At 61.4% G+C, this 16,959-nt stretch carries 12 protein-coding genes and 2 pseudogenes; 8 read left to right on the top strand and 6 right to left on the bottom strand.

Going from position 1 to position 16,959, the window contains the following annotated elements; genetic code table 11:
• Positions 1–66 precede the first annotated feature (66 nt).
• Together ACYDAT_RS02240 and ACYDAT_RS02235 are read right to left on the bottom strand one after the other, a co-directional pair.
• Positions 67–708, bottom strand: a complete 642-nt coding sequence (locus tag ACYDAT_RS02240; protein WP_461448356.1) for a tyrosine-type recombinase/integrase — start codon at positions 706–708, stop codon at positions 67–69.
• Positions 709–822: 114 nt separating this feature from the next.
• Positions 823–1,047: pseudogene (locus ACYDAT_RS02235) on the bottom strand (transposase); the annotation flags it as partial.
• Positions 1,048–1,430: 383 nt separating this feature from the next.
• On the opposite strand from ACYDAT_RS02235, the gene ACYDAT_RS02230 reads away from it, so the two are divergent.
• The 6 genes from ACYDAT_RS02230 (at position 1,431) to ACYDAT_RS02205 (ending at position 8,974) form a co-directional block, all read left to right on the top strand.
• Positions 1,431–2,003 (top strand): YajG family lipoprotein, encoded by a 573-nt coding sequence (locus ACYDAT_RS02230; RefSeq protein WP_461441108.1) that lies wholly within the window; start codon positions 1,431–1,433, stop codon positions 2,001–2,003.
• A gap of 156 nt (positions 2,004–2,159) precedes the next feature.
• Positions 2,160–2,519, top strand: coding sequence for a hypothetical protein (locus ACYDAT_RS02225; RefSeq protein WP_461448355.1), 360 nt, complete (start codon positions 2,160–2,162; stop codon positions 2,517–2,519).
• Between the two features lie 111 nt (positions 2,520–2,630).
• A complete protein-coding gene (locus ACYDAT_RS02220) occupies positions 2,631–3,173 on the top strand; it encodes a YfbU family protein (protein ID WP_461448354.1) in 543 nt (180 codons plus the stop codon).
• A gap of 604 nt (positions 3,174–3,777) precedes the next feature.
• Entirely contained in the window at positions 3,778–6,786 is a 3,009-nt protein-coding gene (locus ACYDAT_RS02215; RefSeq protein ID WP_461448353.1) for a type I restriction endonuclease subunit R, read from the top strand.
• A complete protein-coding gene (locus ACYDAT_RS02210) occupies positions 6,783–7,964 on the top strand; it encodes a restriction endonuclease subunit S (protein WP_461448352.1) in 1,182 nt (393 codons plus the stop codon). The genes ACYDAT_RS02215 and ACYDAT_RS02210 overlap by 4 nt, the downstream gene beginning before the upstream one ends.
• A complete protein-coding gene (locus ACYDAT_RS02205) occupies positions 7,961–8,974 on the top strand; it encodes a virulence RhuM family protein (protein ID WP_461448351.1) in 1,014 nt (337 codons plus the stop codon). The genes ACYDAT_RS02210 and ACYDAT_RS02205 overlap by 4 nt, the downstream gene beginning before the upstream one ends.
• 14 nt (positions 8,975–8,988) lie before the next feature.
• On the opposite strand, the gene vapC is transcribed toward ACYDAT_RS02205, so the two are convergent.
• Positions 8,989–9,390, bottom strand: a complete 402-nt coding sequence (vapC, locus tag ACYDAT_RS02200; protein WP_461448350.1) for a type II toxin-antitoxin system VapC family toxin — start codon at positions 9,388–9,390, stop codon at positions 8,989–8,991.
• Positions 9,387–9,587: a type II toxin-antitoxin system VapB family antitoxin gene (locus ACYDAT_RS02195; RefSeq protein ID WP_461448349.1), complete on the bottom strand. Its 201-nt coding sequence runs from the start codon at positions 9,585–9,587 to the stop codon at positions 9,387–9,389. The genes vapC and ACYDAT_RS02195 overlap by 4 nt, the downstream gene beginning before the upstream one ends.
• A gap of 78 nt (positions 9,588–9,665) precedes the next feature.
• Here ACYDAT_RS02195 and ACYDAT_RS02190 point away from each other — a divergent pair, with 78 nt between their 5' ends.
• Positions 9,666–11,285: a type I restriction-modification system subunit M gene (locus ACYDAT_RS02190; protein ID WP_461448348.1), complete on the top strand. Its 1,620-nt coding sequence runs from the start codon at positions 9,666–9,668 to the stop codon at positions 11,283–11,285.
• 97 nt (positions 11,286–11,382) lie between these two features.
• A pseudogene (locus tag ACYDAT_RS02185) lies at positions 11,383–11,687 on the top strand (IS1634-like element ISCARN23 family transposase); the annotation flags it as partial.
• A gap of 267 nt (positions 11,688–11,954) precedes the next feature.
• Here the strand turns inward: ACYDAT_RS02185 and ACYDAT_RS02180 are convergent.
• Positions 11,955–15,008 carry a tyrosine-type recombinase/integrase gene (locus ACYDAT_RS02180; RefSeq protein ID WP_461448347.1) on the bottom strand — a complete coding sequence of 1,018 codons (3,054 nt, stop codon included), beginning with the start codon at positions 15,006–15,008 and terminating at the stop codon, positions 11,955–11,957.
• Positions 15,005–16,804, bottom strand: coding sequence for a hypothetical protein (locus tag ACYDAT_RS02175; RefSeq protein ID WP_461448346.1), 1,800 nt, complete (start codon positions 16,802–16,804; stop codon positions 15,005–15,007). Before ACYDAT_RS02175 ends, ACYDAT_RS02180 begins: the two co-directional genes overlap by 4 nt.
• Positions 16,805–16,959: the final 155 nt, after the last annotated feature.

Here is a 16,959-nt window from a genome sequence, read left to right as displayed (position 1 = left end):
CCCGTATTGCGCGACCTGAGGGCAGTGAATAATCGAGCACAGAAGATATGTATTGACGAAGCAGCGTCAGGCCTCAGTTTGCTCGGCCATCTCCAGCGCGTCGTCGACCTCGATGCCCAGGTAGCGCACGGTGCTCTCGAGCTTGCTGTGCCCGAGCAGCAATTGCACCGCGCGCAGATTGTGCGTGCGGCGATAGATCAGCGACGCCTTGGTGCGGCGCAGGGTGTGCGTGCCATAGGCCGCCGGGTCAAGATCCAGCTGGCGCACCCAGCGGTCGACAATACGTGCGTACTGTCGGGTGGAAAGATGCGGTGAGTCGTGCAGCCGGCTGGGGAACAGGAAATCCTCGTAACCGAGCCCGGCCTTGGCGATCCATGCCGCGACCGCCTCGCGCGTGGACTCGGTGATCTCGAACTGCACCGGCCGGCGGGTCTTCTGCTGCATCACCGTGGCGCGGCTGGCCACGCGGTCGCTGTGGGCAACATCCGAGACGCGCAGCTTGACCAGATCGCACGCACGCAACTTGCTGTCGATGGCAAGATCAAACAGAGCGAGTTCTCGCGTGCGGTGCGTCAGCTGCAGCCGGATGCGAATACCCCAGATCTCGCGGAGCTTCAGGGGCGCTTTCTGACCGATGAGCTTGCCTTTGTTCCAGGGCGTGTGTTTGCTTGGCAGAGATTGATCTTGCATAGACATGGCTGACTCCAATCGTGGATGGGTAGCCAGTCTGCGGCGTCTTCGTTCTTGGCGTATGCTCCTGCCAGAAACAGGCAAGCTGCGACCCATTGCAGTCACTTGAGAGCTCCCGATTCGCGCTGAAATTCAGCCGGCGGGGGTGGCGGACATGGCGCGCAAACACCGCTCGGGCCAAGCTATGCAGCGCGCCGCGGCCACCAGAAAGCGGGGAACCAGAATCTTGAGGTCGAAACGGCGGTTAAAACGCCAGGCGGTCTCGGCGAGGTAACGATGCGCATAGCTTGCGAAGCGGAACGCGTGATAGGTGCTGTCCAGCGAGCGCTTGAGGTTGCGGAGCACGGTGTTGACCCAGCGCATGCCACAGGGTTGGAACTGGATGCGGTTCATCGCCATGCGTCTTGCCTCCTCGTTGCGGGAGGCTCAGCATCCGCAAGACCCGTCGCACAGGCTGCGACCTGGCTGAACTTCAGCGCGAATCAGGACGCTCTATGGCTGGCGGCTCTACTGGGCGATTTGTCTAATCCTCGCGGGTGCCGGATTTGTACTCGGGTGGCTCGGCGTAGTAACCGCGTTGGTGGTCGCTGCGGCAAACGCAAACGAGCTGGTCTTTACGCTCATGGGAATCGTCCAGCACCGTCACTGAGTGCGTCCTAACAATCCAAGCCGAAGCCGCCTCCCGACGCCGCTTGACTCAACTGTTAGCCATTATTACCAACGATCCAAAGGGGGATCACATGAAGCAGGTCTTGCTTGTTGCTCTTGCCGTTGCATTGCTATCTGGCTGCGCGTTCAATGCACAAACCGTCAATCTCCGTCCCACCGTTCCTAATGTTCATTCCACAATTGGACAAGGGGTGTCGGTAGCTGTTCGTGTATTCGACGAGCGGGCGTCTAAGTCGTTAGGACACCGTGGCGGCGCTGAAGGCGCAGCAGCCGAAATTACAACGAATTCGAATGTTGCAGCACTAGTGGCCGAGCAAGTAACTCGCGCCCTGCAAGACAAAGGCTTCACGGTACTTGGCCCAAACGCTAACGGAAACGCAAAACTCACTGTCGATATTCGATTGCTACAGTACTCAACTTCGGTGGGCTTTTGGACCGGCGGTATCGAGATACAGGCAACTTTGGAAGCAAAGGCAGAGAAGGCTGGGAAAAAGTATGAAAAGATGTACCGGGTCAAGAATGAACAGAGGGCTATCATCGTTCCAACCGCAGACAAGAACGCAGAGTGGATCAATCAAGCACTTGGCGATGTCATTACCAAACTTGTTAGCGACCAGAAATTACTGACGTTTCTTGCAAGCTAACTATTTGCTCAACTGGGCGCAAACTCGCTGCACGGGTTTGCGTCGGTTACCTCAGGCGTTGAGCGACCGATCCCGACCCATTTCAGCCGTTCGGCACGACTATCCATCCAACAGGCATGCGCCTGATCCAGCAACCGCAAATCGCGAGGAATTTCAATGCACACGACAATCGAAAAGCTAATGCACGGTGACGTATCTATCGTTTCATACTTTGTTGCCGCAAAGGAAAGGTGGACAAAGATCCTTAAAGACGCGCACGGAGCCACCGTACAAACTCTGGCCAAACGTCTCACTGACGAGCAGATGTGGTTCGAGCACCATTGCGGGGGTCGCTGGGACGGACAAGAAGTCATGGCATGGACTGCATTTGCATCGCTCTACACCACGCAGGCCGGCTTCGGAGATAACGCAGATGCGGCACGTAAGCTTGCACGGGCCTTCGACGCAAGCATGTGCAGCATAGAGGTCAAGGGTCTTGCCAAGCGGGCAGCCAAGTCGTATGGGGTTGATGCCTAACAACTCCGTAGGAGCGAACGCTGCTACGCGCGCCAATGATTTCAGGCGTTAACCGCCTGTAGCAGGTCTCACATTCATATTCTAAGAGTTCAACCACTCAAAGGAACGCGAATGAAACTTACAAACCCTGAGAAACTGATTTTGGTCATGCTGTCCGACATCCACGAAAAGCTCGGCATCGAGAATAGCGTTGATACGAAACTTCTCACGAGCGCCATTTACAGCAACAATACTTGGGCCTTGTCTTGGGAGTTGCAAGGCATCGTTGGGGACTCACCAGACCCGACGCCGCCTGAAGTAAGCGAGGTAGCGGATATTCTCGATATGTGGTCATTCATTGAGGAGGCATACGCAACCTTTGACGCATCGGCAAAAACAAAAATTGAAGCTGAAGCCGACCCATTTGGAACGCATGTTCAGTTCAGTGGTTTCGATGGCAACAACGAGACAACACACATGAGCATCGCTCGGTTCCTTGTTGAAGACATGGGACGCTTCTCCCGCTTCAAAGGTCGTGACTTAAATTCACATCTCCCATCAATCGGGACATATCGTCGGATGCTTGCAGTGTTCGAACCGATCCGAAAAACACTAGATGGCCACGGACTCACAGCAGGCAAAGTCATCAAGCTTCTCAATGCCAAGCGCCATTGAGCGGGCGGCTATCTCTATGCTCAAGCGGGACTGCGTAAAAGCGCGGCGCCCCTTAGCGTTACGTTGAGCGTCTGCAAAGGGCCGAATGCGGTCGCTGGGCGCGTAGCGATAAAACGCAGCAGCGACTGCCGTGTTGCAGCGCAGGAAAACCATAGTTTGTGCAGAAGCCAATGGACCTTTCCACCCATGCGCACATTGGCTTGACTCGTTGGCGCCGATCTTACACTGAGCCAATTTCGTCGCTCCTGCCGATCTTGCACTGACCCCTCATCACTGCACGGAACCCCATGTATGCTGAGGGCAATCCTCGAACGTGGTGGGTCAATCCGAGAATCGGTGCCCGGGTCAATGCCGAATCGGCGGCCATGGCCTAGGTGGCCTCGCGTCATCCACGAGGAGCTTTTCAACGGAATCGACCCGAAGCGGCTGCCGCAGCAATTGAACCTGGCTCTGTATGTGGATTTGGAATCGGCCTTACCTCGGCCGGCCGCCACCCTCCAAGCACTTGGGCGATGCTGGGTACTTCAAGCCATCCGATAGACTTGCGGGGTCACTGACCGAACACCCGTCCAAAGTGCGATAGCGATCCGAGAACGAGGTTTTCATGCAGGTCAGGGAAAGCACCATCGAGCAGGAGCTGATCGAGAAGCTCGGCGAGCTCAAGTACACGCTGCGCCCTGACATCCGCGACCGCGCCGCGATGGAGTGCAACTTTCGCGAGAAGTTCGAGGCGCTGAACCGGGTCAACCTGACCGATGCCGAGTTCCAGCGCCTGCTGGATGAGATCGTCACGCCGGACGTGTTCAAGGCCGCACACACGCTGCGCCACCGCAGCGCCTTCACCCGCGACGACGGCACGCCGCTCAACTACACGCTGGTGAACATCAACGACTGGTGCAAGAACGACTTCGAGGTCGCCAGCCAGTTCCGCATCAACACCGACTACAGCTACCACCGCTACGACGTGTTGCTGCTCATCAACGGCGTGCCGGCGGTGCAGATCGAGCTGAAGACGCTCGGCATCAATCCGCGCCGGGCGATCGAGCAGATCGTCGAGTACAAGAACGACCCCGGTAACAGCTACATGCGCACGCTGCTGTGCTTCATCCAGCTGTTCGTGGTCAGCAACCGCGATTTCACCTACTACTTCGCCAACAACAACGCGCGCCACTTCGCGTTCAACGCGGACGAGCGCTTCCTGCCGATCTACCAGTACGCCGCGCCGGACAACAGCAAGATCAACGGCATCGACGCCTTCGCCGAAGCGTTCCTGTCCAAGTGCACGCTGGGCCAGATGATCAGCCGCTACATGGTGCTGGTGGCCAGCGAGCAGAAGCTGTTGATGATGCGGCCGTACCAGATCTACGCGGTGAAGAACATCGTCGAATGCATCGACAAGAACCTCGGTAACGGCTACATCTGGCACACCACCGGCAGCGGCAAGACGCTCACCAGCTTCAAGGCCTCCACCCTGCTCAAGGCCAACCTAGCCATCGAGAAGTGCCTGTTCGTGGTGGACCGCAAGGACCTGGATCGCCAGACCCGCGACGAGTTCAATCGCTTCCAGCAAGGCTGCGTCGAGGAGAACACCAACACCGGCGCGCTGGTGCGCCGCATGCTCTCGGACGATGCGGCCGACAAGGTTATCGTCTGCACCATCCAGAAACTTGGCCTGGCGCTGGACGAAAACAGCACGCGCAACAAGAGCCGCGAAAAGCGCGGTCTGGCCAGCCATACCGAGCAGCTTGCGGCGCTGCGCGACAAGCGCATCGTCTTCATCTTCGACGAATGCCACCGCTCGCAGTTCGGCGACAACCACCAGGCCATCAAGGAGTTTTTTCCCAAGGCCCAGCTGTTCGGCTTCACCGGCACGCCGATCTTCGAGGCCAACGCCACCTACAAGCGCATCGAGGGCGAGGAGCAGACGCTCAAGACGACCGCAGACCTGTTCCAGCAGTCCCTGCACGAATACACCATCACCCACGCCATCGAGGACCAGAATGTCCTGCGTTTCCACGTGGACTATTACAAATCCGACGGCAAGAATCCTCCCAAGCCCGGCGAAACCCTGGCCAAGCGCGCCATCGTTGACGCCATCCTGGCCAAGCACGACGCCGCCACCGGCGGGCGCCGCTTCAACGCCATCCTCGCCACCGCGTCCATCAACGACGCCATCGAGTACGTCAAGCTGTTCAAGCAAGCGCAGGCCGAGAAACAGCAGGCCGACCCGCACTGGCAGCCGCTCAACATCGCCGCCGTGTTCTCGCCACCAGCCGACGTGAGCGCCGACGTCAAGCAGCTGCAGGAAGACCTGCCGCAGGAGCAAGAGGACAACAAGCACGATCCCGAGGCCAAGAAAAACGCGCTCAAGGCCATCATCGCCGACTACAACTCAGCGTTCGGCACCAATCACCGCATCGAGGAGTTCGACGCCTACTACCAGGACGTGCAGCAGCGCATCAAGGATCAGCAGTTCCCCAACGCCGACCTGCCGATGAAGGGCCGCGAAAAGCTCGACATCGTGATCGTGGTGGACATGCTGCTCACCGGCTTCGACAGCAAGTACCTCAACACCCTGTACGTGGACAAGAACCTCAAGCACCACGGCCTGATCCAGGCGTTCAGTCGCACCAACCGCGTGCTCAACGACACCAAGCCCTATGGCAACATCCTCGACTTCCGCGGCCAGCAGAAGGAGGTGGATGCCGCCATCGCGCTGTTCTCCGGCGCCAAGGCCGACAAGGCGCGCGAGATCTGGCTGGTGGACACCGCGCCCGTGGTCATCGACAAGCTGAAAACGGCGCGCGACAAGCTCGACAGCTTCATGCAGTCGCAAGGCCTCAGCGGCAAGCCGGATGACATCGCCAACCTCAAGGGCGACGCCGCCCGCGCCGCCTTTGTCGAACACTTCAAGCAGGTGCAGAAACTCAAGACCCAGCTCGACCAGTACACCGACCTCACGCCCGAGCAGGCGCAGCAGATCGACCAGGTGCTGCCGCGGGACGAACACAATGCGCTCCGCGGCGCCTACCTGGAAACCGCGCAGCGGCTGCGCGCGCAGCAAGCCAAGCCGTCCGGCCAGAAAGACGAAGCGGTGGACCAGCTCGACTTCGAATTCGTGCTGTTCGCTTCCAGCACCATCGACTACGACTACATTATGAAGCTGATCGCCGATTACTCGGCCAAGACCCCCGGCAGGGCCAGCATGAGCCGCGAGCAGCTGATCGGCCTGATCGCCAGCGACGCCAAGTTCATGGACGAGCGCGAGGACATCAGCGAGTACGTGCGCGGCCTGAAGGCCGGCGAAGGCCTGGACGAGGCCGCCATCCGCGCCGACTATCGGCAGTTCAAGGCCGACAAGGCGGCGAAGGAGATGGCCGCACTGTCCGGCAAGCACGGCGTGTCGGTAGCCGCGTTGCAGGCCTTAGTCGATGGCGTGCTGAGTCGGCGCATCTTCGACGGCGAACAGCTCACCGAACTGCTGGCCCCGCTCGATCTGGGCTGGAAGGCGCGCACGCAGAAGGAACTGGCGCTGATGGGCGATCTGCTGCCGCTGCTGAAGAAGCGGGCCGGTGGGCGGGAAATCGCCGGGCTCAAGGCGTACGAGGAATGATGATGGTGAAACAGGGTGCGTCGGTGGTGGTGCCTAGGCTGCGGTTTCCGGAGTTTCGGAATGCGCAGCCGTGGAAGTTAAAGCCGTTCTCGCAGATTTTGACGATTGGAAGTGGCAAGGATTACAAGCATCTTAGTAGTGGCCCGATCCCGGTGTACGGCTCTGGTGGCTACATGCTTTCGGTTAGTGATTACTTGTATGACGGCGAGAGTGCTTGTATCGGGCGGAAAGGGACCATCAACAATCCGATCTTCCTAAATGGAAAATTCTGGACCGTAGATACGCTCTTTTATACGCACTCATTCCAAGGTTGTCTGCCACGTTTCGTATTCTTACACTTTCTGCAAATCGATTGGCTCAAGCACAACGAGGCTGGGGGTATCCCGAGCCTATCGAAATCAAACATTGAAAAGATTGAGGTTGCTGTCCCTGAACTAACCGAGCAACAAAAGACCGCCGACTGCCTGACGTCAGTGGACGAGGTGATTGCCGCGCAGGGACGGAAAGTGGAGACGCTGAAGGCGCACAAACGCGGCCTGATGCAGCAGCTTTTCCCCCGCGAAGGCGAAACCCGCCCCCGCCTCCGCTTTCCTGAGTTCAGCAACGCGCCGGAGTGGGAGCAGAAAGCCGGTGGTGTGCTGTTCGAGAATCGAAAAGAGGGGGGTGAGGAGGGGCTACCGATCTATTCGGTAACCGTAAACGACGGCATGATTCCGCGCGCGTCATTTGATCGGGATTTCTACGATATCGAGGATCCTGCAAAAAACAAGAAGGCATGCAAGGGTGACATCGCATACAACATGATGCGGATGTGGCAAGGTGCTCAAGGCGTGGCAGTTGAGGATTGCATGGTCAGCCCCGCATACATCGTCCTGTCGCCTCTTGAAGGCGTTTGCCCGAGCTTCTTCGCCTACCTCTTCAAGCTCCCGCAATCGTTGGAGCTTTTGACCGCGTACTCGCGAGGACTCACCAAAGATCGTCTCCGCCTCTATTTCGACGATTTCGCGCGTATGCCGTTGCGCGTCCCGGGGCATGAAGAGCAGCAACGCATCGCCGACTGCCTCGCCTCCCTCGACGCCCAAATCACCGCCGAATCCCACCAGCTCGCCGCCCTCAAGGCCCACAAGCAGGGCCTGATGCAGCAGCTGTTCCCGCCGCCGGAAGCCATCGTCGCATGAGCGGCCTGATCCTCTACACCACCGAGGACGGCACCAGCCGCATCCAGCTGCGCGCCGACGGGCAGACCGTGTGGCTGACCCAACTGGAAATGGCTGAGCTGTTCCAGACCAGCAAGCAGAACATCGCCAAGCACCTCAAGGCGATTTTTGCCGATGGCGAGCTGCACGCGGATTCAGTGGTCAACCAATGGTTGACAACTGCCGCCGACGGTAAGAACTACCGGGTGGCGCACTACAACCTCGACGCCATCCTGGCCGTGGGCTACCGCGTGCGCACGCCGCGCGGCGTGCAGTTCCGCCAATGGGCCAGCACGGTGCTGACCGAGTACCTGCGCAAGGGCTTCGTGCTGGACGATGAGCGCCTGAAGAATCCGGACGGGCGCCCGGATCACTTCGACGAGATGCTGGCGCGCATCCGCGACATCCGCGCCTCGGAAAAACGTTTCTACCAGAAGGTGCGCGAGCTGTTTGCGCTGAGCGTGGACTACGACAAGAGCGACCGCGCCACGCAGACCTTTTTCGCCACCGTGCAGAACCTGCTGCTGTACGCGGTGACGCAGCAGACCGCCGCCGAACTCATCACCACCCGCGCCAACGACGACGACCCGCACTTCGGCCTGCGCGCATGGCGCGGTGGCCGGGTGCGCAAGCAGGACATCCTGATCGCCAAGAACTACCTGAGCGAGGACGAGATCGACACCCTCAACCGGCTGGTGGTGATCTTTCTGGAAACCGCCGAGCTGCGCGCCAAGCGCCGGCAGGAGACCCCCATGCGCTTCTGGATGGACAACGTGGGCCAGATCATCAGCTCCAACGGCTTTCCCCTGCTGAAGAGTGCCGGCGCCATCAGCCACGAGCAGATGGAAGCGCACACCAGCGAGCGCTATCTCGCCTTCGACGAGCAGCGCAAGCAGCAGGAAGCGCAAGCGGCCGATGCCGCTGACGAGGCCGAACTGGCCGCGCTGGAGAACAGGATCAAGCGGCGGCGGAAAGATGGGAGCGGGGCGTGAGAATGGCTTGCTTCTCAGATCGCCAGCCGCAGCGGCACGAAGCGTGCCGCATGTACGAAGTCCTTGTCGGTCGTGAGCAGGGCGAGATCATGCTCGATGCACAGTTGGGCGATGAGCGCGTCGATCGTGCCAAGCTGCACGCCCTTGCGCCGGCATGTGTTGCGCAGCGTGGCGGCCTGAATGTGGGTGTCGCGCGCGGGATTCAGGAACGGCAACACCTGCAGGCGCTCGATGATGCGGACATGGTCCTTGGGGCCATGGAAGCCCTGCAGGAGTTCCTGCAACACGATACCGGTGATGACAAGGGTGTCTCCATCCATCAGCGCCTTGCGGAGCACTGCAACGGCCGGATGGTCGGCTGGCGTGTCGCGGCGCAGCGCGAGCGACCAGACGCTGGTATCGACAAACAGGCTCACCGGCGGCTGCGCTCGGCCTTGGGATCAAAGCTTGCGTCCCATTCCAGCTGGCCGAGCAGGTCGGCAATGCGCGTCTGCTCACGGCGAGCAATGAATTCCTTCAGCGCCAGGGTGACGGCGGCCTTTTTCGACGGCTCACCACTGACGGCCACGGCACGCTCGATCAGGGCGGGGTCAAGCGCAAGATTGGTCGCCACGGCACATCTCCACACATTTCATTACACACACATGCTACGCCTGGGCACCGGGGCGCGCAACGACAGGGAATCGGCACAGTGACCGAAAACGACCAGAAACAACTCGGCAAGACCCTGTGGGCCGTCGCCGACCAGCTGCGCGGCACCATGGACGCGGACGACTTCCGCGACTACATGCTGTCGTTCCTGTTTCTGCGCTACCTCTCGGACAACTACGAGGCGGCGGCGCGGAAGGAGCTGGGGTCGGACTACCCGGACCCGAATGCCATCGGAAACGGTGGCAAGACGCCGTTGTCGATCTGGTATGCGGAAAATCCTGCGGACGTGACTGCGTTCGAGCAGCAGATGCGGCGCAAGGCGCACTATGTCATCCAGCCCAAGTATCTGTGGGGCCATATCGTCCACTTGGCCAGGACCCAGGACGACACGCTGCTGGACACGCTGCAGGGCGGCTTCAAGTACATCGAGGAAGAATCCTTCCAGAGCCACTTCCAGGGCCTGTTCTCGGAGATCAACCTCGCCTCGGAAAAGCTCGGCCGCACTTATCCCCACCGCAACGCCAAGCTGTGCGCCATCATCAGCGAGATCGCGCGCGGCATGGCGTTGTTCTCCACCGACAGCGACACGCTGGGCGATGCCTATGAATACCTGATCGGCCAGTTCGCGGCAGGCAGTGGCAAGAAGGCGGGCGAGTTCTACACCCCGCAGCAGATCTCCAACATCCTCTCGGCCATCGTCACCCTGGACAGCCAGGAGCCGAAGACTGGCCCGCGCCGCAAGCTCGACAGCGTGTTCGATTTCGCCTGCGGCTCGGGTTCCCTGCTGCTCAACGTGCGCCACCGCATGACCGAAGCCGGCGGCAGCATCGGCCGCATCGTCGGGCAGGAATCCAACATCACCACGTACAACCTCGCGCGCATGAACATGTTGCTGCACGGAGTGAAGGACACCGAGTTCGAAATCTGGCACGGCGACACGCTGAAGAACGACTGGGACTGGCTGCGCGAAACCAATCCGGCGAAGAAGCCGAAGTTCGACGCCGTGGTGGCCAACCCGCCCTTCAGCTACCGCTGGGAGCCGAAGGACGAGGCCAAGGACGATTCGCGCTTCAGGAACCACGGCGTGGCACCGAAAAGCGCCGCCGACTTCGCCTTCCTGCTGCACGGCCTGCACTACCTGAAGGACGACGGCGTGATGGCCATCATCCTGCCGCATGGTGTGCTGTTCCGCGGCGGCAAGGAGGCGGAGATCCGCACCAAGCTGCTCACCGACGGCCATATCGACACGGTGATCGGCCTGCCGGCCAACCTGTTCTATTCCACCGGCATCCCGGTGTGCATCCTGGTGCTGAAGAAGTGCAAGAAGCCGGACGACGTGCTGTTCATCAACGCGGCCGATCACTTCACGAAGGGTAAACGGCAGAACCAGCTGACGGAAGATCACATCCAGAAGATCGTCAGCACATACCAGAACCGGGACGAGCAGGAGCGCTATTCCCGGCGCGTGGCGATGAAGGAGATCGTCGACAACGACTACAACCTCAACATCTCCCGCTACATCAGTACCGCCGAAGCCGAGCAGGATATCGACCTCACGGCCGTGCACGCCGAGCTGGAAGCGATCGAGTCGGCGATCGGCGAGGCGAAGAAACGCCACAACGCCTTTCTCGCGGAGCTGGGGCTGGCGCCTTTGCCTTGAGTTCCGAAACCCGGGTATTTCTTCCAAGACGAAGTGTGATCCTGCCCCCCGAGTTCGACATGTCCCCTCGGAGATGTCGAACTCGGGCGACCCCGCCGAGGTGATCGCGCGCTACAAATCGCTGGCGACATCGAACGGGGCTTCCGGATGCTCCAATCCGAGATCGAGATCGCCCCGATGTTCCACCGCCTGCCCGACCGCATCCGCAACGCCCTGATCTGCTTCATGGCGCTGGTGTTGTACCGCGTGCTGCGCCTGCAGCTCGAAGCCACACATAGCCCCTATTCCCCGGAACGGGCGCTCGAAATCGCCTGCCACATCCAGCTTCACCAGATTCGTATCGCCGGCCAGGGCGCCGCCAGCGGCCTGACCGACCCGAGCCCCGAGCAGCTCGCCTTGTTCGACCAACTTCAACTCGACATCCCCACCAACCTTTCGACGTCGCCCTGTAGTGACAATTTCGATCGCCTGAACATAGGCGAATCAATGGATTGCGCAAAAATATGTCGAACTCGGGTGCCCCCGAACTTCGGATACCGGTCTAAGTGACACGGGAAAGCTCAAACGCATCCGGGCTGAGATAGCCCAAGGTCGAGTGGAGCCGCTGCATCAGCCGGACCACAAATCCGTCATCGTGCGTCTTCATCATCCCTATGCAAGCGGTCGGACTCATGCTGTACGGTCGGCCTGATCTTCCGCCAGTCCCTTCGCAAGTATCTGCAGCACCCAGCTGATGCTTGACTGCAAGCGCGAGCGACGCTGCTCAGTCTTGTGCTCGCGCGTGTCGGGCCTTGAGATCGTATCGGCGAGCCTGACCCAATAGCGCCCGATCGCGCTTCGATAGGACGCGACGTGCCCCGGGCAAGGGACCTTGACCTTGATCTTGCGACCCGTGTGCTTTTCCCGATAGACATGCACTGCCTCGGGCCGCAGATTCGAACTGAGCTGACGCACCTCGGCAACCCACGCCCTCGCCTCATCAGCCGTCATAGCGGCCCAATCGTAGTTGAGCATTTTCGCCTGGACCCAGCGCGTGATGACGGACTTCAGTAGCGGCTGCCTTGCTGGATCCATCGGCAGCAGATGCTGGAGCAATCCAGCCACGGCATCGAGTTCTGCCTGCTGTCGCGGATATCCCTCGAGATTCTCTGCGCCCGGAAGCTCACACAGCCGCTTCAGTGAGAAACGCGTCGGCATTGCCGGTGCCGCCGCACCGGGCACAGGACCCGGGGGCGAGGTTGCCCTCGACTCGAGCAGGACGACCGACATCGGATAGCGCAGCCCGATGCGCCGCACGAGGGCTGCCGGATCCTTCATTTCGATGCGCGTGGCCGTGCTGTAACCAAGCAGGACCAGCAGCTGCGTTGCTTCGTGCCGCGGCGTCCCGAGGCGTCCCTTGTAATGACGTGGACCCTGATCGTAGCGGCCGTGCCAGCAGTGAAGAAAGAGCAGCAGGTCCAGGCAGTGAACGTAGTGCTCGTACGTCGTCAGTTCCGAGCCATGTCCCATCAGCGTCGCGATCGCCGAGCCGCGTCCACTCCGCCGGTGCAATGCGCCCGAGATCGCCGATTCGATCGGGGCCGAATGTTTCATGGCTGCCTTCATCCAGGGCATCAGGTACGGATGCTCCCCAAGCTGCAGATCGGGACTGAGCGCGCCGAACAAGGTCAAGGTCGCCGCACTGTGCCTGAGGTTGTGGGGATGAAGGCGACGATCGCCGGTCACGCGCTCGAGCAGATCGTTGATCTTGCCGATGACTGGATGGGATTCCAGCATCTTGTCCGTCGGCGGATCGCTGCCGAAGAACACGAACTCCTTCAGTTCCCGCCCTGCGACCAGGCGCTGCACGATGGCCTGCTCGCGTGCGTTGAGCGCAAACAGAGGAAGGGTACGGGCGGCATTCGCCGTCTTCAGGCCACGCACCGCGTTGCGGCGAATGCGCAGCAAGTGCACGTCGATGTCCCGGACCTCGAGGCCGAGAATCTCCTTGCGTCGAAGCCCGAGCCGGAACGCCAGCACCCAGAACGCGCGGGTGTGGTCGGCCAGGCGCTCCTCGGGAAAAGCTATCGTGCCATCGCCGATCCTGGCGATGCCACGCGCGAATTCCTCCTCGATGAGGATCCTGCTGCTGATGGCATACGCACCGCCCTCAAGACCCGGCAGGACGACCCGAGGCAGGTCGGGCAGGTGTGCGCCACGCACGTAGCCGTCGAACGAGGCCAGCGCATTCATGATGCGCCCGGTCTGCTGGACTGACCGGCGACTCATCACCACCTCGAGGTAAGCATCCAGCAACTCGTCCTCATCGATTCCTTGCAGGCTGGAGGGCAGGTTTTCCAGCAAGCGGTTCGCCAGCAACCCACGATAATTCCGAACCGAGCCCGCGCTCAGCATCTTGTTTTTGTTCTTGCGCCCGCAGGCGAGATGACGCAACCAGCTGACGACGAGGCGTGCGGTGTCCTGGGCCTCGCCTTGGGCCGTCAGCTTGTCGATCAGGCCATTGAGTTCCTGTTCCCAGGCCGCGCGTGGCGCCGACAGGGCGGCGCGCAGGTCGGCGATCACTCCGTCCTGTTGGTGGTCGCCTTCGAGGAACTGTTCGGCAGCACTGGACTCTTCCTTCTGGTCAATGCCATGCAGGGATGCCTCGTCAGCCGGCAGGGGATCATCGCTTCCGGCATCTTCCGGCTGGAGTAACTGCGCCGGTGCCGCGCCTTCGGGCGCGTGATGGCCGACCAGGCGCAGCCAGGTGCCGATCTCCAGTGATGAGCTCGAGAACTCGCCCTCGGCATACGTTGCGAGAAGCGGCATGCTGTTCACCCGCAATCGCTGGATCTGCGCCTTGCACAGGGCATCGAGGCTATCGAGCCTGACCCGCGATCCGCGCGCCTCGATCACCTTCACCAGCTGCTTGAAGCTTTGCTGCGCAAGCTTCCTGTAGAAGCCCAGTCGCTGGCCCGGCTTGGTGCCCTCGCGCGGTTTCGGAAGCAGATGGGCGATCTCGCGGGCGTGGATCCAGGCGACGAGCGTGGTCGGATCCATGAACAGGCGGCGGCGCTGCAGCACGCCTCTTCCGGATTCCGAAAGCCGGAGATCGACCCAGGCCCAGGCACCAGCCACCCACGGCTTTTCATCGAGCGCCTGCACGGCATGCGCCAGCAGCGCCAATGAACCCTGACCAAGGCGCGTGACCAGCAACGCGATCAGCAGGCCCAGGTGCGTCAACGCCTGCCCGGCTTCGTCGACCGGCTTCCCCGCTTCGGTCGATGGCGCCCTGCCCGGTTCCTCATGGCCTGCTTTCTGAGGCCGCTCGCCCGCCGGCGTCCAGAACGCCTGCATGGAAGGATCCAGCAGACCGTGCTCGAGCGCGCGCTCAAATTGCTGGAGCGCTTCGATCTCGTTGCCTACGGTCGCCGAAACCGCGGACTGCTGGTTCGCCGGGATGCTGAACCTGCGTCGGGGCGTCGACGGGTCCACCTGGGCCATGCGCGCCTGCAGCATCTCGAGCGCCGCCACCCGCCACTCCGCGGGTAGCTTCGGATTCAGGGTCGAACCCATGGCGGCTTCCATTACGCGCGCACCGCTTGCGCTCGATGGGTCGAACAGCACCTCCGGCAGCTGGGCGCGGTTGTCCCTGAGCGCCTGCAGCATCACCTTGTGGGCCTGCTTCTGGAGCTCGGGCGCATCGCGGGGCAATGCGGCCCAGAGCGGATGGATCGCACTCATGGGACGAGCTTGCACGACACGAAGGCCACCGATGCAAGCATCGCTTCGACGGCACCATCCGCAAGTTCGCGCAACCGGCGCATGGGATAGGTCGACAGCCGGTCATGCGGACTGATCTGATGCAGCCAATGCCCCATGAACGCATCGACATCCTCCCCGGGTACGTCGTGGACCTCGCGCAGGTTCGTGCGCGCGAATCGGCGCATCGCGTAGAGCTCGAGCGGGAAGAACGCTTCGACCAGTCCCTTGAAGTGGCTTGGCTGGAAGCGCGCAGGTGCACCGGTCTGTGGATCGATGTACATGAAGAAGATCGGTGCGCGCGCGCGCAGCAGGGGCTTTCGACGCAATGCCTCGAGGTAATCGGCATAACGCAGCAAATGCCGCTCCAGGGTGGGCGGTACCGCGTTGATGCGCCGGTGGTAGTCGGTGCGCGCCTTGTCGAGATAGGTGATCAGGAGCCCTTGTTCCTCGATATCGGCGATATTCCTGATGACCGGCTCGACGACCGGTCGGACGCCCAGGCCAAGCACCATGCCGACCAGTGTGTAGGCGGTGTAGGCGTTGTGTCGCTGCGCGCACGATCCCGAGGCCATGAGTCTCTGCAGTCCCTGCAGCAGTTGCCTCACCGCCTCGACCTTCGGCACGCGCTTCGCACCAAAGCCTGCGGCCATTCCACCCTCATCGGGATTCACACGCAGGGGACGGCGGGATGTCCATGTCGGGTCCCATGCATCCGCGTAGGCCTTCCAGATCCGCGAAGCGGAATAGTGCGCGTAGTGGTGCACCGAAGCGCTGTGCGAGTGGTCCCTGCCGGTGATCTGCCGGGCGATCCCGAGGTCGCCATTGCCCGTGGCCAGGAGCCGGTGGAACAGGAACCCCGCGCACTGCGCCGGCGTGGCATCGGCACGCGGCAGCAGTTCCGAGATGATCGTTCTGGCCGACTTCATGCGGACCTTCGTCAACACCTTGAGGATCTCGCCCTCGTGGCCCAGATCGAAGTGCGCGAGCAGCTTGTGGAATCCGGTCTTGTCATACAGGAAGAGTTGCTGCCACTGGACGCGCTCGACTGACGTCTTCTGCATGTCAGCCCACGCCGGGGGCGGGCTCGGCAGGATCCATTGCTGCGATTCCAGCATGTAGTGGATGCGCTCATGCGGCAAACCGGGACGCGCCGGACCTGCGTGGATCTGCAGCCGGGCCACATCCTCCAGCGACCGGCCAAGCGCCAGGCTTGCGGCAACGCCGACCCATACCTCGCGCATCTCGGACTCGCGCGGCTGCCTGAGCAAGCCCGCGAGCAAGGCCCTCGCCTCCAGCACCGTCAAGCGACCTCTGGACAGTCCGTGCGCCATGTGATGGCGGCGCACGTGTTCGGACACATGCCGGTTCGAGGTGATGGACGCGATCGCAGCTTCGTCGTCCTCAGCACCCTCATCGATCCGGATGGCGACCAGCTCTCCCTCCCCGGATCCTTCCTGCACAGGGATCCACTCCCGCCCGTCCAACTGGATGCGGGCCTCCTCGCGCGCACGCTCCCGCCGGCTTTTCCTTGCACCGTCTCCGCCTTCGGGGGGACTGCCCGCAGCCGTGATGGTCCCGTCACCTGCATCGAGCTCGTCCTCATCGCTCTCTCCATCGGTCGGCATTTCGTCGACGAGCTCAAGCTCGAGGCTCTCCTCGGTGGGTGGCATCGGGGCGATGCACTCGATGCGCAGCCCGTTGTCCATCGAGTCGATCATCAGAACGGCTGGCTGGTATGCGATCCGCAGGTAGCCATCCGGGAACTTGTTGTGCACGACGCTGCGGGAGGCGGTCGAGGTCGTCTTGAAGCTGCCCCGTCATACCGGAGCCCAAGAAGCGATACTTTTCCCGCTACTTGGAGCTCACCATGCAATCGATTCCGCGTCGTATCTATACCGATGATTTCAAGGCCCAGGCGGTGTCCTTGTCC

It is taken from the genome of Metallibacterium sp. (assembly GCF_054637675.1).
This window is presented reverse-complemented; position numbering and strand designations above follow the sequence as displayed.

Excerpts from the sequence above, each read along its gene's own strand:
- ACYDAT_RS02220 (WP_461448354.1), top strand. The coding sequence starts at position 2,631 with ATGAAACTTACAAACCCTGAGAAACTGATTTTGGTCATGCTGTCCGAC.
- ACYDAT_RS02230 (WP_461441108.1), top strand. The coding sequence starts at position 1,431 with ATGAAGCAGGTCTTGCTTGTTGCTCTTGCCGTTGCATTGCTATCTGGC.
- ACYDAT_RS02180 (WP_461448347.1), bottom strand. The coding sequence starts at position 15,008 with ATGAGTGCGATCCATCCGCTCTGGGCCGCATTGCCCCGCGATGCGCCC.
- ACYDAT_RS02215 (WP_461448353.1), top strand. The coding sequence starts at position 3,778 with ATGCAGGTCAGGGAAAGCACCATCGAGCAGGAGCTGATCGAGAAGCTC.
- ACYDAT_RS02225 (WP_461448355.1), top strand. The coding sequence starts at position 2,160 with ATGCACACGACAATCGAAAAGCTAATGCACGGTGACGTATCTATCGTT.
- ACYDAT_RS02210 (WP_461448352.1), top strand. The coding sequence starts at position 6,783 with ATGATGATGGTGAAACAGGGTGCGTCGGTGGTGGTGCCTAGGCTGCGG.
- ACYDAT_RS02205 (WP_461448351.1), top strand. The coding sequence starts at position 7,961 with ATGAGCGGCCTGATCCTCTACACCACCGAGGACGGCACCAGCCGCATC.